General features: G+C 61.0%; 18 protein-coding genes, 1 tRNA gene and 3 pseudogenes. 9 read left to right on the forward strand and 13 right to left on the reverse strand.

All coding sequences use genetic code 11. The annotated features are described in order from the left end of the window. The first annotated feature begins 292 nt into the window (after positions 1 to 292). Entirely contained in the window at positions 293 to 847 is a 555-nt protein-coding gene (locus tag CAK78_RS08010) for a GNAT family N-acetyltransferase (RefSeq protein ID WP_094696941.1), read from the forward strand. Continuing rightward, positions 847 to 1,398 (forward strand): ribosomal protein S5-alanine N-acetyltransferase, encoded by a 552-nt coding sequence (gene rimJ, locus CAK78_RS08015; RefSeq protein ID WP_094696942.1) that lies wholly within the window; start codon positions 847 to 849, stop codon positions 1,396 to 1,398. Before CAK78_RS08010 ends, rimJ begins: the two co-directional genes overlap by 1 nt. A 101-nt stretch (positions 1,399 to 1,499) precedes the next feature. On the opposite strand, the gene CAK78_RS08020 is transcribed toward rimJ, so the two are convergent. The 3 genes and pseudogenes from CAK78_RS08020 to CAK78_RS08030 form a co-directional block, all read right to left on the reverse strand. Continuing rightward, positions 1,500 to 1,769 (reverse strand): hypothetical protein, encoded by a 270-nt coding sequence (locus tag CAK78_RS08020; RefSeq protein ID WP_094696996.1) that lies wholly within the window; start codon positions 1,767 to 1,769, stop codon positions 1,500 to 1,502. A 309-nt stretch (positions 1,770 to 2,078) separates the two neighbouring features. Beyond that, positions 2,079 to 3,128 carry an oxidoreductase gene (locus CAK78_RS08025; RefSeq protein WP_094696943.1) on the reverse strand — a complete coding sequence of 350 codons (1,050 nt, stop codon included), beginning with the start codon at positions 3,126 to 3,128 and terminating at the stop codon, positions 2,079 to 2,081. A gap of 108 nt (positions 3,129 to 3,236) precedes the next feature. Next, a pseudogene (locus tag CAK78_RS08030) lies at positions 3,237 to 4,400 on the reverse strand (multidrug effflux MFS transporter). A 222-nt stretch (positions 4,401 to 4,622) separates the two neighbouring features. On the opposite strand from CAK78_RS08030, the gene rdgB reads away from it, so the two are divergent. Together rdgB and hemW are read left to right on the forward strand one after the other, a co-directional pair. Beyond that, the gene (rdgB, locus tag CAK78_RS08035; protein ID WP_094696944.1) at positions 4,623 to 5,219 is read left to right on the forward strand and encodes an RdgB/HAM1 family non-canonical purine NTP pyrophosphatase; all 597 of its coding nucleotides are present in this window, start codon (positions 4,623 to 4,625) and stop codon (positions 5,217 to 5,219) included. A 133-nt stretch (positions 5,220 to 5,352) separates the two neighbouring features. Continuing rightward, positions 5,353 to 6,498, forward strand: a complete 1,146-nt coding sequence (hemW, locus tag CAK78_RS08040) for a radical SAM family heme chaperone HemW (protein WP_094696945.1) — start codon at positions 5,353 to 5,355, stop codon at positions 6,496 to 6,498. 221 nt (positions 6,499 to 6,719) lie between these two features. Here hemW and CAK78_RS08045 read toward each other — a convergent pair. The 3 genes and pseudogenes from CAK78_RS08045 to zntR all read right to left on the reverse strand — a co-directional run bounded on the left by CAK78_RS08045 (position 6,720) and on the right by zntR (position 8,025). Then, a pseudogene (locus tag CAK78_RS08045) lies at positions 6,720 to 6,938 on the reverse strand (alternative ribosome-rescue factor A). 122 nt (positions 6,939 to 7,060) lie between these two features. After that, a pseudogene (locus CAK78_RS08050) lies at positions 7,061 to 7,598 on the reverse strand (dihydrofolate reductase family protein). After that, positions 7,588 to 8,025: a Zn(2+)-responsive transcriptional regulator gene (gene zntR / locus CAK78_RS08055; RefSeq protein ID WP_024941406.1), complete on the reverse strand. Its 438-nt coding sequence runs from the start codon at positions 8,023 to 8,025 to the stop codon at positions 7,588 to 7,590. The pseudogene CAK78_RS08050 and the gene zntR overlap by 11 nt, the downstream one beginning before the upstream one ends. Before the next feature lie 408 nt (positions 8,026 to 8,433). Between zntR and purH the strand changes: the two genes are divergently transcribed. From purH to CAK78_RS08075, 4 genes are all read left to right on the forward strand, one after another. Beyond that, positions 8,434 to 10,026, forward strand: coding sequence for a bifunctional phosphoribosylaminoimidazolecarboxamide formyltransferase/IMP cyclohydrolase (gene purH / locus CAK78_RS08060; protein WP_094696946.1), 1,593 nt, complete (start codon positions 8,434 to 8,436; stop codon positions 10,024 to 10,026). Positions 10,027 to 10,136: 110 nt separating this feature from the next. Beyond that, a complete protein-coding gene (gene purD, locus CAK78_RS08065) occupies positions 10,137 to 11,426 on the forward strand; it encodes a phosphoribosylamine--glycine ligase (RefSeq protein WP_024941404.1) in 1,290 nt (429 codons plus the stop codon). Positions 11,427 to 11,681: 255 nt separating this feature from the next. Next, a complete protein-coding gene (locus tag CAK78_RS08070) occupies positions 11,682 to 12,056 on the forward strand; it encodes a cytochrome b562 (RefSeq protein ID WP_094696947.1) in 375 nt (124 codons plus the stop codon). Next, on the forward strand, positions 12,037 to 12,603 hold the full coding sequence (locus CAK78_RS08075) for a cytochrome b/b6 domain-containing protein (RefSeq protein ID WP_094696948.1): 567 nt from the start codon (positions 12,037 to 12,039) through the stop codon (positions 12,601 to 12,603). The genes CAK78_RS08070 and CAK78_RS08075 overlap by 20 nt, the downstream gene beginning before the upstream one ends. 67 nt (positions 12,604 to 12,670) lie before the next feature. Here CAK78_RS08075 and CAK78_RS08080 read toward each other — a convergent pair. The 5 genes from CAK78_RS08080 to rpsU form a co-directional block, all read right to left on the reverse strand. Then, a tRNA-Ile gene (locus CAK78_RS08080) sits at positions 12,671 to 12,747 on the reverse strand. Positions 12,748 to 12,940: 193 nt separating this feature from the next. After that, the gene (gene rpoD / locus CAK78_RS08085) at positions 12,941 to 14,836 is read right to left on the reverse strand and encodes an RNA polymerase sigma factor RpoD (RefSeq protein WP_264082799.1); all 1,896 of its coding nucleotides are present in this window, start codon (positions 14,834 to 14,836) and stop codon (positions 12,941 to 12,943) included. Between the two features lie 183 nt (positions 14,837 to 15,019). Continuing rightward, complete coding sequence (gene dnaG / locus CAK78_RS08090; RefSeq protein WP_017764736.1) at positions 15,020 to 16,807, reverse strand: DNA primase; 1,788 nt, start codon at positions 16,805 to 16,807, stop codon at positions 15,020 to 15,022. Positions 16,808 to 16,895: 88 nt separating this feature from the next. Beyond that, positions 16,896 to 17,339 (reverse strand): GatB/YqeY domain-containing protein, encoded by a 444-nt coding sequence (locus tag CAK78_RS08095; protein ID WP_017780947.1) that lies wholly within the window; start codon positions 17,337 to 17,339, stop codon positions 16,896 to 16,898. A 15-nt stretch (positions 17,340 to 17,354) separates the two neighbouring features. After that, positions 17,355 to 17,570 (reverse strand): 30S ribosomal protein S21, encoded by a 216-nt coding sequence (gene rpsU / locus CAK78_RS08100; RefSeq protein ID WP_005309452.1) that lies wholly within the window; start codon positions 17,568 to 17,570, stop codon positions 17,355 to 17,357. Between the two features lie 179 nt (positions 17,571 to 17,749). Between rpsU and tsaD the strand changes: the two genes are divergently transcribed. Next, the gene (gene tsaD, locus CAK78_RS08105) at positions 17,750 to 18,763 is read left to right on the forward strand and encodes a tRNA (adenosine(37)-N6)-threonylcarbamoyltransferase complex transferase subunit TsaD (protein ID WP_010635011.1); all 1,014 of its coding nucleotides are present in this window, start codon (positions 17,750 to 17,752) and stop codon (positions 18,761 to 18,763) included. Between the two features lie 84 nt (positions 18,764 to 18,847). Here tsaD and rpoS read toward each other — a convergent pair whose 3' ends face one another. Together rpoS and CAK78_RS08115 are read right to left on the reverse strand one after the other, a co-directional pair. Further along, positions 18,848 to 19,831 (reverse strand): RNA polymerase sigma factor RpoS, encoded by a 984-nt coding sequence (gene rpoS, locus CAK78_RS08110; protein ID WP_005309444.1) that lies wholly within the window; start codon positions 19,829 to 19,831, stop codon positions 18,848 to 18,850. Between the two features lie 47 nt (positions 19,832 to 19,878). Further along, positions 19,879 to 20,934, reverse strand: coding sequence for a peptidoglycan DD-metalloendopeptidase family protein (locus CAK78_RS08115; protein WP_025202185.1), 1,056 nt, complete (start codon positions 20,932 to 20,934; stop codon positions 19,879 to 19,881). Positions 20,935 to 20,939: the final 5 nt, after the last annotated feature.

The raw sequence follows: 20,939 nt of genomic DNA on the forward strand, positions 1-20,939 counted from the left end.
CTAGTTGGCGCGATCGGAATTGCTGCCTGTCAGATGTGACAGCCCAGCATGAATCCATAGCAGAATCTGCTGCTGCCTGTTTTTGGTAGCGTAAAGAACCGAAAAAATGGCGAATAACACCAGGAAAGGCCGAACAATGACAAGCCCCCCCAATGACGGTCGGAGCCGCCCCTCCATATGGGGATAGCGCAGCCTTGATCGTGGCTGAAAGTCCTTGGCTAACAAGGGGTTGATTGGCTACATTGGCGGTTCTACGGCCCATTGCGGGCCCCTGCTGCAACGGGAGGTGCGGATGTTTTCATGGCAACTGGATGACGAGCTGGCGCTGCTGTTCCTGCAGCCCGACATGGCCAGCGAACTGTTCAACCTGTGTCGGGAGAATCGCGACTACCTGACCCAGTGGCTGCCCTGGCCCCCCTACATTCAGCAACCCACCGACAGCGCCACCTTCATTCGCCACGCCATCGAGAAATTTGCCCGCGGCGAGGGGCTGACCACCGCCATCGAGTATCAGGGGGAGGTGGTCGGTGTCATCGGTTACAACCAGATCGACAAGGCGCTGGCCAAGGTCAGCATCGGCTACTGGCTGGCCGAACGCTGGCAGGGCAACGGCATCATCACCCGCGCCTGCCAGGCCCTGATCCATCACGCCTTCGAAGAGATGGGGATGGAGAAGGTGGAGATCAGCGCCGCCACCGACAACGAGCCCAGCCGGGCCGTCTGCGAGCGCCTCGGCATGCAGCAGGAGGGGATCACCCGCCGTGCCGAGCGGCTGGCCGACCGCATCGTGGATCACGTTCACTACAGCCTGCTGCGCGATGAGTGGCTTGGACAGAGGGATCACTGATGGCACTGCCACACCTGTGCACGGCCCGCAGCCGGCTCACCGTACTGCCCCCCGAGCGGGCCGATCTGATGCTGGATTTCTATCTGCGCAACCGCGCTCACCTCGCCCCCTGGGAGCCCAGCCGGGACGAGAGCTTCTATACCCTGAGCCACTGGCACGGCCGGCTGCGCGACAGCTACGGCCAGTTCTTCAACGGCAGCGGGGTGCACCTGGTGGCGCTCGACCCGGACGGCGAGCAGGTGATCGCCACCTGCAACTTCACCAACATCCTGATGGGTGTCTTCAAGGCCTGCCACCTGGGCTATGCCATCGACCAAGCCCATCAGGGACAGGGGCTGATGCAGGAGATCGTCGGGGCCGGCATCGATTATCTGTTCCGGGAACACGGCCTGCATCGCATCATGGCCAGCTACATGCCGGCCAATCAGCGCAGCGGCGCCCTGCTCGAGCGGCTCGGCTTTGAGCGGGAGGGGTACGCCAAAGACTACCTGATGATCAACGGCCGCTGGGAGGATCACATCCTCACCTCCCGTCTCAATCCGGCGCTCTAGCTGGTTCTCTTGCCGGCGAAGACCCCGTCAAAGACGGGGAGCGGACATAAAAAACGGGCCCGAAGTTACCTTCGGGCCCGTTTTTCAGATGAGGTGCAGGCTTAGTTGGCCTTGGCATCGCTCACTGCGGCTTCTGCCTTGGTGGCTACGTCAGCGGCAGCCTTCTCAACGGTTGCAGTCGCTTCGGAAGCAGCCTTCTCTACGGTAGAGGTGGCTTCGCTAGCGGCTTTCTCAACAGTTGCAGCAACGTCGGCGGCCGGAGTAGCGGCCGGTGCGGCGGCCGGAGTAGCGGCCGGTGCGGCGGCTTCTTCTTTCTGACCACAAGCGGTCAACATCAGACCCAGGATACCGGCTACCAGTACTTTGTTCATGTGCATACCCTCAGAAAAATATGGAGAGATGGTTGGTACAACCATCACAGTGCGTCCTTTCACCCGGTGAAAAAACCATATGCCGGGAGCCAAGAGGCGCGCGAAATATATCCCCATACGCGCCCAATGAAAACGAGTATCACAATGATATTTTCTCGTTGGCTGGATGAAAAGAACTACTGCAGCGACAAACATTAATACAAAACACTGTAAATGGCGCAGTTTTGTACAATAAAACGCCGCAGGCCCCGTGATGGCTGGCAATAAGCAGCTATTGCATGGTGCCGGCAACCACGTGCGGACCCCGTCTCAGTCAGACAGGATCTGACAAGCCAGCCGCTTCCCTTCGCGGGCGCTGTCGCGGGCCAGGTCCAGCAACGCCATCACCGCCAGCGCCTCGCCGGCCGGCACCGGGTTCTCCCCCTCCCCCCGGATGGCGGCGCAGACGCCGCGATAGTAGGCGCCGTAGTCCCCCGCCTCGCCGGCCACGCTCTGTTGCTGCAGCTGACCATCGCGGGTCCGGCTGAGCTGGCCGGGTTCGTCGTCCACGCCCCAGTCTGCCGCCGGCGGCCGCTTGCCGAGCTTGAGCTGCTCCTCCTGCACATCCATGCCGAACTTGATGAAGGAGCCCTCGCTGCCGTGGATGACGAAACGCGGCATGGTGGCCGACACCAGGCAGCTGCCGTGCAGCACGACCCGCATCTCGCCATAGCCGAGCACCACGTGGAAGTAGTCATCCGCCAGGGCACCGGGGCGCTGCTGGGCCAGATCCGCCTGCAGCCAGTCCGGCTGACCGAACAGTTGCAGCGACTGATCGAGGATGTGGGGGCCGAGATCGAACCAGAGGCCGGAGCCCGGACCGCCCGCCTCGCGCCAGCGCTGACGCACCTCGGGACGATAGCGATCGAAATGGGATTCGAACTGGGCGATCTGACCGAGCGCCCCCTCCGCCAGCAGGCGGCGCACGGTGAGAAAGTCCCCGTCCCAGCGCCGGTTGTGGAAGATGCTGAGCAGTCGCTGCTGCTTCTGCGCCAGCTCCACCAGCGCCTTCGCCTCGGCCAGATCCAGGGCGAACGGTTTGTCGATCACCACATGCTTGCCGGCCAGCAGCGCCTCGCGGGCGATAGGGGCATGGGTGTCGTTAGGGGTGGCGATCACCACCAAATCGACCGACGGATCAGCCAGCACCTCGGCCAGCGAACCGACCCGGCAGCCGGGCAGCTCGCTCTGCACCTTGGCGGCATCCCGGCTCACCACCCAGCCGAGGGAGAGCCCGGGCGTGCTGGTCAGAAACGGGGCGTGAAAGGTTTGGCCTGCAAAGCCGTAGCCCACCAGGGCGGCATTGATTGGGTGGCTCATCCGGTTTTCTCCACGGGTAGCTGTGTCATGAGATGCAGGCGAATCTTTGGCCTGCCAAAAGAGAAGGGGGCCCAAGGCCCCCTGAGTGTGCCCATCAGAGCACAGGATTTATTGCAAACACAAGCGCCGGCCCTGGCGGGTCAGCAGCATCAGCAGCGGGGGCAGCAACAGCCACATGTGCAGCGCCAGCTGGTTCAGCGGGTCATGCATCAGCATGCCGATGAAGCCCACCAGTGCACCCGAGCCGCTCATCTGGAACAGACCGAGCAGGGCGGCGGCGGTGCCGGCACAGTGGCCAAACGGTGCCAGTGCCATGCCGGCGGCGGACCCGAGGATCATGGCAAAACCGATGCTGGAGAGGAACACCGGGCCCATCATGGCCAGCGGATGCGCGATGTGCATCGCCAGGCTCAGGGCAATGGCGGAGAGCACCAGCACCAGCAGGCCGATGCGCAGGGTACGTCTTGGCCCCACCTTGGCGATGAAGCGGGGCGCCAGGAAGCAGGCCAGGATGTTGAGTGCCGCGTTGGCGGTGAACCAGTAGCTGAAGCCGCTCATGTCCAGCCCAAGCTTCACCATCAACTGCACCGGCGCCGCGGTGACATAGGCCAGGATCACCGCCATCGCCAGCATGCACAGCGTCGCGTTGAACAGGAAACTCGGGGATCGCAGCACCGGGCTGTAGCGCGACCAGCTGATAAGCGGGCCGCTGCTGCTGGTCTCTTCCGGACGGGTTTCCGGCATCCGCCACAGCAGCCAGCTGCCGACGATGACCGCATAACCGGCCATAAACCAGAAGTTGGCCGACCAGCCCGCCTTGGCGGTGAGCCAGCCACCGAGCAGGGGGGCCAGCGCCGGAATGAAGCAGATGGCGCCGTTCAGGTAGGAGATCATCTGACCGCTCTTCTTGGGGCCATAGCTGTCACGCACCACCGAGAAGGCGGCCACCGAGGTGGCACAGGCGCCAAAACCCTGCAGCACCCGCGCCAGCATCAGCTCGCCGAGGCTGGCGGCAAAGCCGGCCCCCAGGGCGCTCAGACCGTAGAGCAGCACGCCACCGAGGGCGATGGGCTTGCGGCCGTAGCGGTCGGCCAGCGGCCCCACCAGCAGTTGCCCCAGTCCCATGCTGAACAGGAACTAGGTAATGGTGCCCTGCATCAGGGTCACCTCGGCGCCCAGCTGCTCGGCCATCTGCGGAATGGCGGGCAGGTAGATGTCGATGGCCAGCGGACTGAACAGCACCAGGAGTACAAGCAGAAGAATCAATGGCATCAGTCACCTCGTGGCATGGGGGAAATGGATTGGGGCGCGAGTCTACTGACTCACAGTAATGAATTGAAATGGTATTTAATCACTTCTGTTATTCCATTCAGGAAACATTCATTTTATCCACATCTTGCCATGACCCCGGTGAGGGTGATCCAGGGCAATTGGCGCTTTTCCTGGGCGCCAGCCCCGCATAGAATGCGCAGATTATTTTTGCGGAGGTGCTCGATGAACAAGCTTGTCCTGGCAACAGGGAACCAGAAAAAGGTGAAAGAATTGGCCGCCATGCTGGCCGATATGAAGATCCAGGTAATCCCACAGAGCGAGTTTGCGGTCTCCGATGCCGACGAGACCGGCACCACCTTCGTCGAGAATGCCATCATCAAGGCCCGCCACGCCGCCCGCGTTACCGGCCTGCCGGCGGTTGCCGACGACTCCGGCCTGGAAGTGGATCTGCTGCACGGCCGCCCCGGCGTCTACTCCGCCCGCTTTGCCGGCACCGGTGCCAGCGACAAGGAGAACATCGACAAGCTGCTGGGCGAGCTGAAAGGGGCCCCCGAGTATCTCAAGAGCGCCCGCTTCTGGTGCGTGCTGGTCTACATGCGCCACGCTGACGATCCCACCCCCATCATCTGCCAGGCGAGCTGGGAGGGGATGATCATCGACGAGCCGCGCGGCCAGCACGGCTTCGGCTATGACCCTGTGTTCTTCGTGCCCGATCACGACTGCACCTCGGCCCAGATGCCGGCCGAGCTCAAAAACCAGCTCAGCCATCGCGGTCAGGCGCTGGCCAAGCTCAAAGCGGCTCTGGCGGCGGTCAACTAAAGCGCTGTCTCCCGCCGCGTTGTCATCTACAATGGGGGCCGTCGGCCCCCGTTTCGTTCGCGGCGCCCAGGCCCGTTGTCATCGACGACAAGGGCAACCCGACCCCTTTTGATTGTTGAATACTGGAAACCCCATGCTGCAACTGCCGCCCCTCTCCCTCTATATCCACGTGCCCTGGTGTGTCCAGAAGTGCCCCTACTGCGACTTCAACTCCCACGCCCAGAAGGGGGAGCTGCCCCACCTCGAGTATGTGGCCGCCCTGCTGGAGGATCTGGAGCAAGACCTGCACTGGGCCCAGGGGCGCCCCCTCTCCTCCATCTTTATCGGTGGCGGCACGCCGAGTCTGCTCTCCGTGGAGGCCATGCAGGCGCTGCTGGACGGGGTGCGCGCGCGCATCGAACTCACCGCGGACTGCGAGATCACCATGGAGGCCAACCCGGGCACGGTGGAGGCGGACAAGTTCGCCGGCTTCCAGCGGGCCGGCATCAACCGCATCTCCATCGGGGTGCAGAGTTTCCAACAGGAGAAGCTGACCCGGCTCGGCCGCATCCACGGCCCCGAGGAGGCGCGCAAGGCCGCCGAACTGGCTCACGCCATCGCACTGCCCACCTTCAACCTGGATCTGATGCACGGCCTGCCGGATCAGAGCCTGGACGATGCCCTCTACGACCTGCAGCAGGCCATCGACTGCGCGCCGCCTCACCTCTCCTGGTATCAGCTCACCATAGAGCCGAACACGGCGTTTGCCTCCAAGCCGCCCAAACTGCCGGAAGATGACACCCTGTGGGAGATCTACGAGCAGGGCCACGCCATGCTGACTGCCAAAGGCTATCAGCAGTACGAGATCTCGGCCTATGCCAAGGCGGGCTACCAGTGCCGCCACAACCTCAACTACTGGCGCTTCGGTGACTATCTGGGGATCGGCTGCGGCGCCCACGGCAAGGTGACGGATCTCGCCAACCAGCAGATCCTGCGCACCGCCAAGGTGAAGCACCCGAAAGGTTATCTGGACCCGAACCGCCCCTATCTGGACGAGCAGTGGCAGGTGAGTGCGGACGATCTGCCGCTCGAGTACTTCATGAACCGGTTCAGGCTGTTTGAACCGGCCCCCAAGGCGGAGTTCGAAGCCTACACTGGCCTAGGGCTGGAGCGGGTAGAGACCATGCTGACCATCGCCCAGAGCAAGGAGCTCATCGAGGATCTCGGCGACAGCTGGCAGCTCACCCCCCTCGGCCATCGCTACCTCAACGTGCTGCTCGAGCTCTTTATGGACGAGTGAATCAGCACCAGCGAATAGAAAAACAATCAGGGCGCCATTGGCGCCCTGATTGTTTTGGTTCCAAGAACCTGTTCACGGTCTGTCACGAGAGGCTGTCAGCAAGGTGAAGAGCAGCGCAGGAACCGGAGTGTGTAAGTACACATGAGGATTGCGAGCAGCACATGAGCCTTGATCACGGCCTCGCAGCAAGATCGTGGACAGGTGCCAAAGCAGAAACCCGCTCAGCAGCAGACGCTTACCATCTGCTGTTGGCCGGGCTCCCACCGCTTGCCGTGCTTGGCCTTGCGCTGATAGCTGCCCTTGCCCTTCTTGCTCGGTTCGACCCGGGCCTGGAACAGGGGGGAGGTCACCAGTGCCTTGAGGTGGTTGTCCTAGATGATGCCGCGCTGATGTTCGCAGGCGGGCTCGGTGGTGACGGAAGTCACCTTCTTCTTGGCCATATGGGCTCCTTGATGGGGTTGTCGTGTTTGCCTATCGCCCCTGTCACCTTATTTGGGAGGGCAGGTGGCGAAAAACGCACCGATTGTGCGCCTCTCTCGGCCCGCCTGCAAGGGGGGGCTCCTCAGGCCGGTTGATAGACGACCCGCACCAGCCCGCTCGGCAGCACGGTACTGGACACAGGCCTCAGCGCGCCGGGCAGGGATCCTGCAAAGAGCTGCACCCCGCGCCCCAGGGTGACCGGCACCCAGAACAGGATCAGCTCGTCTACCAGGGCCCTCTGCAGACCCTGCCTCACCAGCTCCCCGCCATCCAGATAGAGGTGGCGGCTGCCCGCCTGCCACAGCTCGTCCAGCACCTGCGCCAGCGCCCCCTGCCGAAAGGAGACGTGCTCACGGGGAGCGGCGGGTCTGTGGGTCAATACCACCACCGGCTTGTCACCATAGAACCATTCGGGAAAGGCGCTCACAACGTCATAGGTGTTGCGCCCCATCAGCAGGGTGTCTGTACTGGCCATCAGCGCGCCGTAGCCGGTCTCATCCTGGGAGTCGCCGTTGTAGGGTTCAAGCCAGGCCAGATCGACCCCCCTCCCCGGCAATGAAGCCGTCGAGGGAGAGGGCGAGAAAGGCGGATACCCGGGGCCGGCGCAGCTCAGTGCTCATGATCGTGGTGCTCGTGGCGGGAGGGAGCGCCGGACTCCAGCGTCTCGAGGATGGCGCAGTGCTCCGCCGAGCGCGGGCCACCGCAGCAGATGTTGGAGAGCTCGCGCAGGTTGTCGCGAAAACGGGTCAACTCGATGATCTTCTGCTCCACCTGTTCGAGCTTGGTGTCGGCCACCGCCTTCACCTCCTGGCAGGTGACCTTGGCCTTGTTGGTGTCGAGATCCAGCAGCTCGCCGATGTCGGCCAGCGAGAACCCCACCGACTTGGCGCGGATGATGAACTCCAGCCGCCGCTTGTCCTGCTCGCCATAGAGGCGATAGCCGGACTCGTTGCGAATGCCCGGCGAGATGAGACCGTTTTTCTCGTAAAAACGCAGGGTATCCGCCTTCACCCCGCACGCCTTGGCCAGCTCCCCGATCCGATACATGCCTTTTCTCCCGTTGAATTTGCCACACAGCCACAACCGGCCCCCACTATCGCCCCTTTGCCCGGCGATTGCCAGTCGGCAGCGGGAAAGAGGACGCAGCCACCCTTTTCCATCAAGACACTGAAAAGACAAACGTTTCACAATAAACCACCAGAAAACGTTTAACACCGCACCAGACAAGGCTTTGTCACTTTAAAAAATCCACCACGGGTCACATTTTTTGTGTAGAATACGCGCCCACAAGAGAGCGACGCGTCAAGCGGGTATTTCCTAAAACGCTTTTGCCTGGCGGCAGGTTTCAGGCGAGAGCGGTTTGCGAAATCCCCCACTTCCATTTATTTGGGGACTCTCTGTGTTGAGCCTCGCCTCCCATGGAACGGTCCCCGTTATGCTGAGGACGATAGTGTGATGGAACAAGCTCGACCCATTCGCCGTGCACTGCTGAGTGTGTCTGACAAGACTGGCATCGTGGAATTTGCCAAGGCACTCAACGAGCGCGGCGTGGCCCTGCTCTCCACCGGTGGTACCGCCAAGCTGCTGGCCGAGGCGGGTCTGCCGGTGACCGAGGTCTCCGACTACACCGGATTCCCCGAGATGATGGACGGCCGGGTCAAGACCCTGCATCCCAAGGTCCACGGCGGCATTCTCGGCCGTCGCGAGCAAGACGACGCCATCATGGCTCAGCACCACATCTCCCCCATCGACATGGTCGTGGTCAACCTCTATCCCTTCGCCGCCACCGTTGCCAAGCCCGATTGCACCCTGGCCGATGCCGTCGAGAACATCGACATCGGCGGGCCGACCATGGTTCGCTCCGCCGCCAAGAACCACAAAGATGTGGCCATCGTGGTCAAGGCTGCCGACTATGACCGCGTCATTCGCGAGATGGATGGCAACGGCAATAGCCTGAAACTGGCCACCCGCTTCGATCTGGCCATCGCCGCCTTCGAACACACCGCCGCCTACGACGGCATGATCGCCAACTACTTCGGCACTCTGGTTCCCTCTTACGGTGACAACAAGGAGGGCGACGAGGAGTCCCGCTTCCCGCGCACCTTCAACAGCCAGTTCATCAAGAAGCAGGACATGCGCTACGGCGAGAACAGCCACCAGGCCGCCGCCTTCTATGCCGAGGAGCAGGCCTCACCGGGCTCGGTGGCAAGCGCCATCCAGCTGCAGGGCAAGGCTCTCTCCTACAACAACATCGCCGACACCGACGCGGCGCTGGAGTGCGTCAAAGAGTTCGACCAGCCGGCCTGCGTCATCGTCAAGCACGCCAATCCGTGCGGCGTGGCCATTGGCAGCGATCTGCTGAGCGCCTACGAGCGCGCCTGGCAGACCGACCCCACCTCCGCCTTTGGTGGCATCATCGCCTTCAACCGTGAACTGGATGGCGCCACCGCCAAGGCCATCGTTGAGCGCCAGTTCGTCGAGGTGATCATCGCCCCCACCGTCAGCCAAGCTGCCCGCGACGCGGTCGCCGCCAAGCAGAACGTGCGGCTGCTCGAGTGCGGTCAGTGGACCGCGCCGGCGCAAGGCTTTGACTTCAAGCGCGTCAATGGCGGCCTGCTGGTGCAGGAGCGCGACCTTGGCATGGTGACGCTCGGGGATCTGACCGTGGTCAGCAAGCGTCAGCCCACCGAGGCCGAACTAAACGACCTGCTGTTCTGCTGGAAAGTGGCCAAGTTCGTCAAATCCAACGCCATCGTCTATGCCAAAGACGGCCAGACCATCGGCGTCGGCGCCGGCCAGATGAGCCGCGTCTACTCGGCCAAGATCGCCGGCATCAAGGCCGAAGATGAAGGGCTGACCGTGGCGGGCTCCGTCATGGCCTCCGATGCCTTCTTCCCGTTCCGCGACGGCATCGACGCCGCAGCGGCAGCCGGCATCTCCTGCGTCATCCAGCCCGGTGGCTCGATGCGCGATCAGGAGGTGATCGACGCCGCCGACGAACACGGCATGTGCATGCTGTTCACCAACATGCGCCACTTCCGTCACTGATGGATCAGGGCCGCCATCGGCGGCCCTTTTGTTGTCTCTTTTCACCTGGCTATTTTCACCGGCGCAGGCCCCAGGCCCGCCAGTGACCCCGAATAGAAGCGAGCGATACGATGAAAGTACTGATCATTGGCAACGGCGGCCGTGAACACGCCCTGGCCTGGAAGGCCAAGCAATCCCCCCTGGTGACCCGGGTCTTCGTCGCCCCCGGCAATGCCGGCACCGCCCATGAAGGGAGCATCGAGAACGTGGCCATCTCCGCCACCGACATCCCGGCCCTGCTGGCGTTTGCCAAGGAGCAGCGCATCGGTCTGACCATCGTCGGGCCGGAAGCGCCGCTGGTGAAAGGGGTGGTCGATGCGTTCCGCGCCGAGGGGCTGGCCATCTTCGGCCCGACCGCCGCCGCAGCCCAGCTGGAGGGCTCCAAGGCGTTTGCCAAGGATTTCCTGGCCCGCCACGCCATCCCGACCGCCGAGTACCAGAACTTCACCGAGGTGGAGCCGGCACTGGCCTACCTGCGCGAGAAGGGCGCACCCATCGTCATCAAGGCTGACGGCTTGGCCGCCGGCAAGGGGGTCATCGTTGCCATGACCCTGAGCGAGGCCGAAGAGGCGGTACGCGACATGCTCTCCGGCAACGCCTTTGGCGACGCCGGGGCCCGGGTGGTGATCGAGGAGTTCCTCGAGGGGGAAGAGGCTAGCTTCATCGTCATGGTGGACGGCGAGCACGTGCTGCCGATGGCCACCAGCCAGGATCACAAACGAGTCGGTGATGGCGATACCGGCCTCAACACAGGCGGCATGGGTGCCTACTCCCCTGCCCCCGTGGTCACCGACGAGGTGCATCGCAAGGTGATGGAGCGGGTGATCATGCCGACAGTGCGTGGCATGGCTGCCGAAGGCAACGTCTACACCGGCTTCCTCTACGCCGGTCTGATGATCGATGGCCAGGGCAACCCCAAGGTGATCGAGTTCAACTGCCGCTTCGGCGATCCCGAGACCCAGCCCATCATGCTGCGCATGCGCTCCGATCTGGTGGAGCTCTGCCTGGCGGCCTGTGCCGGCAAACTGGATCAGGTCGAGGCCATCTATGACACCCGCGTCGCCATCGGCGTGGTGCTGGCAGCGGGCGGTTATCCCGGCGATTACCAGCAGGGCAAGCCCATCAGCGGCCTGCCGGTGGAAGAGGCAAGCGGCGAGAAGGTATTCCACGCCGGCTCTCGCATGGAAGGCGATACCGTGGTCACCGCCGGGGGGCGCGTACTGTGCGCCACGGCCCTCGGCCACACGGTCGCAGAGGCGCAGCAGCGGGCCTATCAGCTGGCAGGGCGCATCAAGTGGGACGGCGTCTTCTACCGCAACGACATCGGCTGGCGCGCCATCGAGCGTGAACAGCAGCAGTAATGAACAGGGCCCGCAAGGGCCCTCTCTTTAGCTTGCCCTCGACCAGCCTGGCAGCATGGCCCATATGGCATGGTTCGATTGGCTCAACATATCCCTTGCATCTCCCTCTTCCCTGTTACCCTTTGTGACAAAAAACAGCAATATTCACAAACAGTTCACGCACTGTCATGGCATCATGCCTGTGATGAATCCAGATAAGGGTTCATAAGAAGCCACATAGAATCGATAAGCATGTCGTTTAAATAAGGAAATCCCATGTTGAAAACTGTACGCCCCCTGTTGCTGCCCCTGATGTTTGGCCTGATGACTCTGCCCACCATGGCCGGTGAGCTGGAGCAGCCGATGAAGAAGATCGGCTTCAACTACAAGCAGGCGGTCAAGGCCGAGGATGCCGCCACCATGGAGAAGTACATCAACGAGATGAAGGCACAGTTCGACATCGCCAAGCAGAAGAACATGCCGGCCGCCAAGAAAGAGAAGTTTCTGGAAGGCATGAACGAAGTACAGACCGAACTGGACGCCAGCCTGGCGGCCCTCAAGGTGGGTGACGAAGCCAAGGCGCGCGAGCACCTGGCCAAGGTCAACGACCTGAAGAAGGAGTACCACAAATATGCCAAGCAAAAAGGCTGATCCCTTCCACTGGGATAGTCTGGTCCGCCTCACCCACTGGGGTGTGGCGGCCATCTGTATCGGCAATCTCTGGCTCAACGAGGCGGGCGAGGAGTGGCACGAGCGGCTGGGTTACCTGGCCATCGCCCTGATCAGTCTGCGCCTGGCGTGGGGGCTCTCGTTTGCCAGGGGTCATGCCCGGTTGCGAGCCCTCATCCCAAGCCGGGAAGATTTTCGCCAGCAAGCGGTGGAGCTGCGCGAGCGTCTGCCGCCGGCACCCGGTCACCACGGCAGCGGCAAGCTGGCGGTATGGACGCTCTGGCTGCTGATCCTGGCCACCGCCGGCACCGGCTGGTTCCAGAATACCGAGATGGGGTTCGAACTGGGGGCGGACGACTGGCACGTCTGGTGCACCTGGGCCCTGCAGGGGATGATAGCGCTGCACCTGCTGGCCATCCTGTTCACCTCCTGGCGCCAGCGCAGCAATCTGGTAAGGCGTATGTTGCCCGCACGGCGACGCCCAAGCGCCCCCGAGCAGGCCCCCATCCAGCAGGATCAGGGCTCCTGACCCAGTTTGAGGCGAAACGTCAGACAGCAAAAAGGCCGCTCATGATGAGCGGCCTTTTTAGGAAATTTGGTGGCCCCTGCCCGACTTGAACGGGCGACCAATCGATTATGAGTCGACTGCTCTAACCAACTGAGCTAAGGGGCCGAAATATGCTTTTGCGGCGTGGATTATAGGGGATGTCCGTTAGCCAGTCCATAGGCATATCAACCACTTGGCGAGATTTCATCCATATTCAAGCGGTTCCGGGGTTCATCGTCAGCGCCCCATCGCCACGAATAAAACAAAGCCCCGCATGGCGGGGCTTTTTGGCTGCGGTTCCGGGTTGGAACGTCCGGGATTATTCGTCCAGGAAGCTGCGCAGCACTTCGGAGCGGCTCGGGTGGCGCAGCTTGCGCAGCGCCTTGGCTTCGATCTGACGGATACGCTCACGGGTCACGTCGAACTGCTTGCCCACTTCCTCGAGGGTGTGGTCAGTGTTCATGTCGATACCGAAACGCATCCGCAGTACCTTGGCCTCACGAGCGGTCAGACCGGCCAGCACTTCGCGGGTCGCGTTGCGCAGGCTCTCGCTGGTGGCGGCATCCGCTGGCAGAGCCAGGGTGGTATCTTCGATGAAGTCGCCCAGGTGGGAATCTTCATCATCACCGATGGGCGTCTCCATGGAGATGGGCTCTTTGGCGATCTTCAATACCTTGCGGATCTTGTCTTCCGGCATGCCCATGCGCATAGCCAGCTCTTCCGGGTTCGGTTCACGACCCATCTCCTGCAGCATCTGACGGGAGATACGGTTGAGCTTGTTGATGGTCTCGATCATGTGCACCGGGATACGGATGGTACGGGCCTGATCCGCGATGGAGCGGGTAATGGCCTGACGGATCCACCAGGTGGCGTAGGTCGAGAACTTGTAGCCACGACGGTATTCAAACTTGTCGACCGCCTTCATCAGACCGATGTTGCCCTCCTGGATCAGATCCAGGAACTGCAGACCGCGGTTGGTGTACTTCTTGGCGATGGAGATAACCAGACGCAGGTTGGCCTCGACCATCTCTTTCTTCGCACGGCGGGCCTTGGCCTCACCGATGCTCATGCGACGGTTGATGTCCTTGATCTGGGCGATTGACAGACCGGTCTCTTCCTCGATCTGCTGCAACTTGCCGATGGCGCGCAGCACATCTTCGTCCATCTCGACCAGACGCGGTGACCAGGCTTTGCCGGCCTGCTTCTGGTATTCGAACCAGGCAGTTTCGCACTCGTTGTTGGTGAAGGCCGCGACGAAGGTTTTCTTCGGCATCTTGGCCTGCTCAACGCAGAGTTTCATGATGATGCGTTCCTGCACGCGGACCCGCTCCATCATCTCGCGCATGTTGTTGACCAGGCGATCGAACTGCTTGGGCATCAGGCGGAATTGACGGAACACGTCTGCCAGCTGGGCAATGGCATTCTGGGTATCTTCGTGCGCGCGGCCATTCTGCTGAATGGAGAGGCGGGTTACCTCGTACTGGGCGCGCAGCTCACCGAACTTCTCGCGAGCAACTTCCGGATCCGGACCACCGTCGCCATCATCGTCGGAGTCATCACCATCACCGTCTTCGTCTTCGTCTTCGTCTTCATCCTCGTCAGCCAGATCTTCCTCGCTGAGCTCGGAGCCGATGTGAGTGGCGGTCGGTGCGACGTCGTCGGTCTCGTTGGGATCGATAAAGCCGGAGATGATGTCGGACAGGCGCAGCTGTTCGGCTTCATACTTGTCATATTGTTCAAGCAGATAGGTAATCGCTTCCGGGTACTCGGCGACGGAGCTTTGTACCTGGTTTATACCGTCTTCGATCCGCTTGGCGATATCGATTTCGCCTTCGCGGGTCAGCAGTTCGACGGTACCCATTTCCCGCATGTACATGCGGACGGGATCGGTCGTGCGACCAATCTCGGATTCAACAGATGCCAGAGCCTGGGCCGCTGCTTCGGCAGCGTCCTCATCGGCGGTACCACCTTCAGCCATGATAAGATCATCGGCATCCGGGGCGTTTTCCACCACCTGGATACCCATGTCGTTGATCATCTGGATGATGTCTTCGATCTGGTCAGAGTCGACAATGTCTTGCGGGAGGTGATCGTTCACCTCGGCATAGGTCAGGTAGCCCTGTTCTTTACCTTTGGCAACGAGGAGTTTAAGCTGAGACTGCGGGGTTTGCTCCATAGAACTCATCCGGTTGGTGTTGCTAGGTTGCGCGTACAGTGCGCTGCTGCGCAAATAGCCAATTCTAATAGAAAACCGCCAGACATGCTATGTCTGGTTGCGGCGTCGGTCATGAGAAACCCCTGCCCGCAGTATTGTCGGGGCCAGGCGGTTATAAAATGTTTGCTTTTAATCCCGTCCATTCGGGCAACGGTATTCATATTGGGGTTAATCACTCAAATATCAAGCCCCACTCTCATTTCTTTTCTCAATCTGCACCTCTCTGATCAGCATCATCAGCTCCTGAGTTTCCTCAGAGCTTAGCCCCTCCTGCGCCACCTTGGCCTGCAATTCCTCGATGCGCTGCTTCAGGAACAGGTTGATGAAACCGACGAAAGTATCCTGCAATTCTCCCAGAATATCGGGCTCCTGGTCGAGCTTTACCTCTTCAAACAGATCGTGCATCGCCAGCTGGGCCAGGATCTCTCCCTCCTTGGTACCGCGCCAGTGTTCCAGCAGGATACCTGTTGTCACCCCGGGTTGAGTCAGGATCTGCTGATGCAGTTGCAGCAGGAACTGGATCCCCTGCAGACGCAGGCCAGCCAGCTCAGGCATGGCCGGCAACTCCGCGGTAATCGCCGGATATTGCACCATCAATGCCAACGCCCGGCGTAGCGGTGTCAGCTTGGCCGCCTTGGGCTTGCTCACCTCGGCCTTCGGCTGGCTGTTGCGGGCAAACAGCTCGGCGATCCGCTGCTTGTTTTCACCCCAGCGCATCATGCTGGAGAGGCGGGTGATCAACCCCTCGCGCGTAAAGCCTTCCGGCACCCGGCGGATCAGCTCGGCGGCCTTGTTGGCCACTTCAAACTTGCCGGCCTCACCGGAAAGAGCCGCATCGCGCCCGAGACGTTCGAACATGAAGTCGGCAAACGGCTGAGCCTGGTCGAGCAGCGCTTCGAACCCCTCCTTGCCGATCTGGCGCACCAGGGAATCGGGATCCTCGCCATCCGGCAGAAACACGAACTTGAGCTCACGGCCATCCTGCAGATGAGACAGTGCGTTATCCAATGCCCTCCAGGCCGCTTCACGGCCGGCATTGTCGCCGTCGTAACAGCAGACCACCTCGGCCGTGGTGCGAAACAGGGTATGGATATGGTCGCTGGTGGTCGCGGTTCCCAGCGCAGCCACCGCATAATCGATGTCGTACTGGCCGAGCGCCACCACATCCATATAGCCCTCCACTACAAGGATCCGACGCGGATCCTTGTGCGCCTGCTTGACCTCGTAGAGACCAAACAGCTCCCGCCCCTTGTGGAAGATGGGCGTTTCGGGAGAGTTAAGATACTTGGGCGTGCCATCCCCCAACACCCGGCCACCGAAGCCGATGACCCGGCCGCGTTTGTCGCGGATAGGGAACATGATGCGATCGCGGAAGCGATCATAGCTGCCGGGGCCGCTGTCGCGCGGGATCAGCATGCCGCCTGAGATGAGCAGCTGCTCGTGCTCCCGGCTGGATCCAAAGCGGCGACGCACCTGATCCCAGTCTCCGGGGGCATACCCGATGTTGAAGCGCTTGACCACCTCGCCAGTCAGGCCTCGGCCTTTCAGATACTCCACCGCCTGTGGCGCGTTCTTGAGATTGCTCTCGTAGAAGCGCGCAATCTGGTTCATCAGCTCGAACAGATCCTTACTGACGGCCGGTTGGCTATTGCTGGCCCCCCCCGCCGTTTGCTCACGGGGGACCTGCATGCCATGCAGGCTGGCCAGCTCCTCGATGGCATCGGGGAATTCCAGGCCGTCGTACTCCATCACAAAGCCGATGGCATTGCCGTGGGCACCGCAGCCGAAACAGTGATAGAACTGCTTCTCCTGACTGACGGTAAACGAGGGGCTTTTTTCGTTATGAAAAGGGCAGCAAGCCTGGTAGTTCTTACCGGCTTTCTTCAGCCGCACACGGGAGTCGATCAACTCGACAATGTCTGTGCGTACCAGCAGATCATCGATAAAGGATTGTGGGATCCTGCCTGCCATAACCGTCCTGTTTCATTGCGTAGAAAATAAAAAAGCCGCGCATTCCCAGGGAAGCACGGCTTCTTTGACCAAACAAGAGAGTTGCCTGTTACGCCAAGCGGGTTTTCACCTGCGCACTGACGGCGCCGACATCGGCACGCCCCTGAATTTTCGGCTTCAAGACAGCCATGACCTTGCCCATGTCAGCCATGACGGCAGCACCACTTTCAGCGATAGCTTGCTCAATCAGTGCGGCAATCTCGGCTGCGGTCAGCTGTTGCGGCAGGAATTCCTGCAACACAGCGATCTCGGCGGACTCTTTGTCGGCAAGATCCTGGCGACCGGCGGCCTCGAATTGACTGATGGAATCACGGCGCTGTTTAACCATCTTGGTTACCACAGCGAGGATATCCTGATCATCGAGCTCGACACGGGTGTCAACTTCACGCTGCTTGATTTCAGCCATCAACAGACGGATCGCGCCCAACCGCTGCTTGTCTTTGGCAAGCATGGCGAGCTTTTGCTGATCCTTGAGTTGATCCTTCAGAGACACGGCATTATCCCTTGATTAGTACAGGCGGATACGACGTGCGTTTTCGCGGGACAGCTTCTTGGCGTGACGCTTAACAGCGGACGCTTTGGCACGCTTGCGAATGGTAGTCGGCTTCTCGTAGAACTCACGGCTACGAACTTCGGACAGGATACCGGCTTTTTCGCAAGAACGCTTGAAGCGACGCAGAGCAACGTCAAACGGCTCATTTTCACGGACTTTGATTACTGGCATGTGCCTTTCACCTCAGTGATAAATTGTTAGCTGACCTTCAATCGATCAGCATGTCTTAAAATGGTGCGAAATTATACTCTGGACAGGGAATGAAAGTAAACCCGCAGAGATCGCTCTGGTTTAAAAAACCCGCGAAGGTTACCATAGCCGTCTCATTTTAGCAGTGAAATTTTTTAGCAATGCGTGTATTGGGCATAGAGACATCCTGTGACGAAACCGGGATCGCGATCTTCGACGATCAAAAAGGGATCCTTTCCCACCAGTTATACAGCCAGGTCAAGCTGCATGCGGACTACGGCGGCGTCGTTCCCGAGCTGGCCAGCCGGGACCATGTGCGCAAGACGATCCCCTTGATCCAGGCGGCGTTGCAAGAGGCCGGACTGGGCAAGGATGACATCGACGGCATCGCCTATACCGCGGGCCCGGGTCTGGTTGGCGCCATTCTGGTGGGGGCCACCATTGGCCGTTCACTGGCCATGGCATGGAACAAGCCGGCCATCGCCGTGCACCACATGGAAGGCCACCTGCTGGCGCCCATGCTGGAAGAGAAGGCCCCCGAGTTCCCCTTTGTGGCGCTCTTGGTCTCCGGCGGCCACTCCATGTTGGTGCGGGTCGACGGTATCGGCAGCTATCAGCTGCTCGGGGAATCCATCGACGATGCCGCCGGCGAGGCGTTCGACAAGACCGCCAAGCTGATGGGTCTGGACTATCCCGGTGGCCCGCTGCTCTCCCGCTTGGCGGAGAAAGGTCTCAAGGGCCGCTTCACCTTCCCGCGTCCCATGACCGACCGCCCCGGGCTCGACATGAGCTTCTCCGGCCTCAAGACCTTTGCCGCCAACACCATCGCCGCCAATGGCGACGACGAGCAGACCCGTGCCGACATCGCCCGGGCGTTTGAGGATGCGGTGGTCGATACACTGGCCATCAAGTGTCGCCGCGCTCTGAAGGAGACCGGTCTCAATCGCCTGGTGGTGGCCGGCGGAGTCAGCGCCAACCGTCACCTGCGCGCCCAGCTGGCCGAGCTGATGGAGAGCCTCAAGGGGGAAGTCTTCTATCCGCGCACCGAATATTGCACCGACAACGGCGCCATGATCGCCTATGCCGGCATGCAGCGCCTGAAAGCGGGCGTGTTCGAGCCGCTTGCCGTGAAGGCCGTGCCGCGCTGGCCGCTGGATACGCTGGATCCGGTTTGATCCTGTGGATCCAGTCGACATGAAAAAGGGGCCATGGGCCCCTTTTTGTTTTGCCTGGTAAGCATCTTCGCTCACTCGCAGCCATTAGTTGGTACGGAACAGCGCCTCGATGGAGAGCCCCTGCCCCAGCAGGATCTCCCGCAGACGGCGCAGCCCCTCCACCTGGATCTGGCGCACCCGCTCCCGGGTCAGGCCAATCTCGGCCCCCACATCTTCCAGGGTCGCCGGCTCATAACCGAGCAGACCAAAGCGACGGGCCAGCACCTCACGTTGCTTGGGATTCAGTTCTTCCAACCAGTGCACTATGCTGGCGCGCATGTCATCATCCTGCGACTCCAGCTCCGGGCCCATGCCGCGCTCGTCAGAGAGCACATCCAACAGCGCCTTGTCGCGATCGCCGCCAATCGGGGTATCGACCGAGGTGATCTTCTCGTTGAGCTTGAGCATGCGGTTCACATCGTCCACCGAGCGATCGAGCGCCTGGGCGATATCCTCGGCGGTCGGTTCATGATCGAGGCGATGAGAGAGTTCGCGCGCGGTGCGCAGGTAAACGTTTAATTCCTTGACCACATGAATGGGCAGACGAATGGTACGGGTCTGGTTCATGATGGCCCGCTCTATGGTCTGGCGGATCCACCAGGTGGCATAGGTGGAGAAGCGGAAGCCGCGCTCCGGATCGAATTTTTCGACCGCGCGGATGAGACCGAGGTTGCCCTCTTCGATGAGATCCAGCAGCACCAGGCCGCGGTTGTTGTAACGACGGGCAATCTTGACCACCAGTCGCAGGTTGGACTCGATCATGCGCTTGCGGGCGGCTTTGTCACCCCGCAAGGCACGGCGAGCATAATAGACTTCCTCTTCGGCCGTGAGCAGGGGGGAGAAGCCAATCTCCCCGAGATAGAGCTGGGTGGCATCCATCACCTTGTTCAGTTCAGGTGCCATCAGCTCATCGGAAATCGTCTCTTCGGCCTCGGCCGCAACTTCCTGTATCTCTTCTTCTTCCTGACTCTCCAGCTCTTCGTCGAACTCTAACTCTGCATCCTGCATTACCAGTTGTTCTTGGCTCATGGCGTGTCTCCCTGACCTGCACCAGAGTAAGACTTAACTCTCTGGGTCTAACGCTTTGGCAAATGGCTCATCGGGTTGATCGACTTGCCTCTGTACCGGATTTCAAAGTGCAATCGCACATCCGGCGCGTCCGTGCTACCCATGTTGGCAATGACAGATCCGCCCTGCACCGAATCCCCTTCCTTGACCCGCAGCTCATCGTTGTGAGCGTAGGCTGAAAGGTAGTCATCATCGTGCTTGAGGATGATCAGCTTGCCATAACCCCTTAGTGCGCTACCCGCATAGACGACCTTGCCGCCGCTCGCCGCGTAGATGGGTTGCCCCTTCTGGCCAGCGATATCTATGCCCTTGTTCCCCTGTTCTGCAACAGAGAAACCCTCGACGATCCGGCCTTTGGTTGGCCAGTGCCAAGAAAGTCTCGACTGAGGCTTATTGTCGTTTTTTTGTTCTTTTGCCTGAGCGTATTCTTTTGAAGATGGCTGAGCAACGGTTTTTTGTTTGATGAATGGAGTGGTCGTACCTGACGTTGCCGGAGCCAGGGGTTTGGGACCACTACTCTGGCTGACCACCGGAGCGGTCACCGGCGAGGTCGCCGCCACCATCTGGCCACTGCTCGCCCCGGAGGACTGCACGTTCAGCACCTGCCCCACCTGAAGGGCAAAGGGGGCCCTCAGATTGTTGTTCTGGGCCAGGGTCTGATTCGACATGCCGAACTGGCGGCCAATGCTGCTCAGGGTATCACCGGGTCGAACCTGATAGGTGCCCGCGCTGCGTGCCACCGCCATGGTGCTGCCGGAGGCGTCGAGCCGGATCTGCTGACCCGGATAGATGTTGTAGGGGGGGCTGATACCGTTGAGGCTGGCCAGCGAGGGCACGTCATTGCCCGAGTTGAAGGCGATGGAGTAGAGCGTATCCCCTTTCTTCACCGTGTAGCTGTTGCCCTGAATGGTGGGCTGGGCCGCCATCTGGCGCGCCGGAATGGTGGAAACAAGACCGTCATTGCCCAGTCCCTGGACGGGGGCAGCGGTCTTGCTGGAAGCGCAAGCAAGCAACAGCCATGACAACACGACGACACTGCTTCCTTGCCAAATACGCGAACGCATAGTGG

The organism is Aeromonas sp. A35_P (assembly GCF_002259925.1).
In the GTDB taxonomy this organism is placed as follows: Bacteria; Pseudomonadota; Gammaproteobacteria; order Enterobacterales; family Aeromonadaceae; genus Aeromonas; species Aeromonas dhakensis.

Bases quoted from the DNA above. Each gene is read 5' to 3' on its own strand.
- zntR (WP_024941406.1), bottom strand. From the start codon at position 8,025: ATGTATCGGATCGGGGAGCTGGCCAAGGCGTGCGGGGTGAAGGCGGAT.
- CAK78_RS08025 (WP_094696943.1), bottom strand. From the start codon at position 3,128: ATGAGCCACCCAATCAATGCCGCCCTGGTGGGCTACGGCTTTGCAGGC.
- purD (WP_024941404.1), top strand. From the start codon at position 10,137: ATGAAAGTACTGATCATTGGCAACGGCGGCCGTGAACACGCCCTGGCC.
- rpsU (WP_005309452.1), bottom strand. From the start codon at position 17,570: ATGCCAGTAATCAAAGTCCGTGAAAATGAGCCGTTTGACGTTGCTCTG.
- purH (WP_094696946.1), top strand. From the start codon at position 8,434: ATGGAACAAGCTCGACCCATTCGCCGTGCACTGCTGAGTGTGTCTGAC.
- CAK78_RS08020 (WP_094696996.1), bottom strand. From the start codon at position 1,769: ATGAACAAAGTACTGGTAGCCGGTATCCTGGGTCTGATGTTGACCGCT.
- rdgB (WP_094696944.1), top strand. From the start codon at position 4,623: ATGAACAAGCTTGTCCTGGCAACAGGGAACCAGAAAAAGGTGAAAGAA.
- dnaG (WP_017764736.1), bottom strand. From the start codon at position 16,807: ATGGCAGGCAGGATCCCACAATCCTTTATCGATGATCTGCTGGTACGC.
- CAK78_RS08075 (WP_094696948.1), top strand. From the start codon at position 12,037: ATGCCAAGCAAAAAGGCTGATCCCTTCCACTGGGATAGTCTGGTCCGC.
- tsaD (WP_010635011.1), top strand. From the start codon at position 17,750: ATGCGTGTATTGGGCATAGAGACATCCTGTGACGAAACCGGGATCGCG.
- CAK78_RS08010 (WP_094696941.1), top strand. From the start codon at position 293: ATGTTTTCATGGCAACTGGATGACGAGCTGGCGCTGCTGTTCCTGCAG.
- rpoS (WP_005309444.1), bottom strand. From the start codon at position 19,831: ATGAGCCAAGAACAACTGGTAATGCAGGATGCAGAGTTAGAGTTCGAC.
- CAK78_RS08070 (WP_094696947.1), top strand. From the start codon at position 11,682: ATGTTGAAAACTGTACGCCCCCTGTTGCTGCCCCTGATGTTTGGCCTG.
- CAK78_RS08115 (WP_025202185.1), bottom strand. From the start codon at position 20,934: ATGCGTTCGCGTATTTGGCAAGGAAGCAGTGTCGTCGTGTTGTCATGG.
- hemW (WP_094696945.1), top strand. From the start codon at position 5,353: ATGCTGCAACTGCCGCCCCTCTCCCTCTATATCCACGTGCCCTGGTGT.
- rimJ (WP_094696942.1), top strand. From the start codon at position 847: ATGGCACTGCCACACCTGTGCACGGCCCGCAGCCGGCTCACCGTACTG.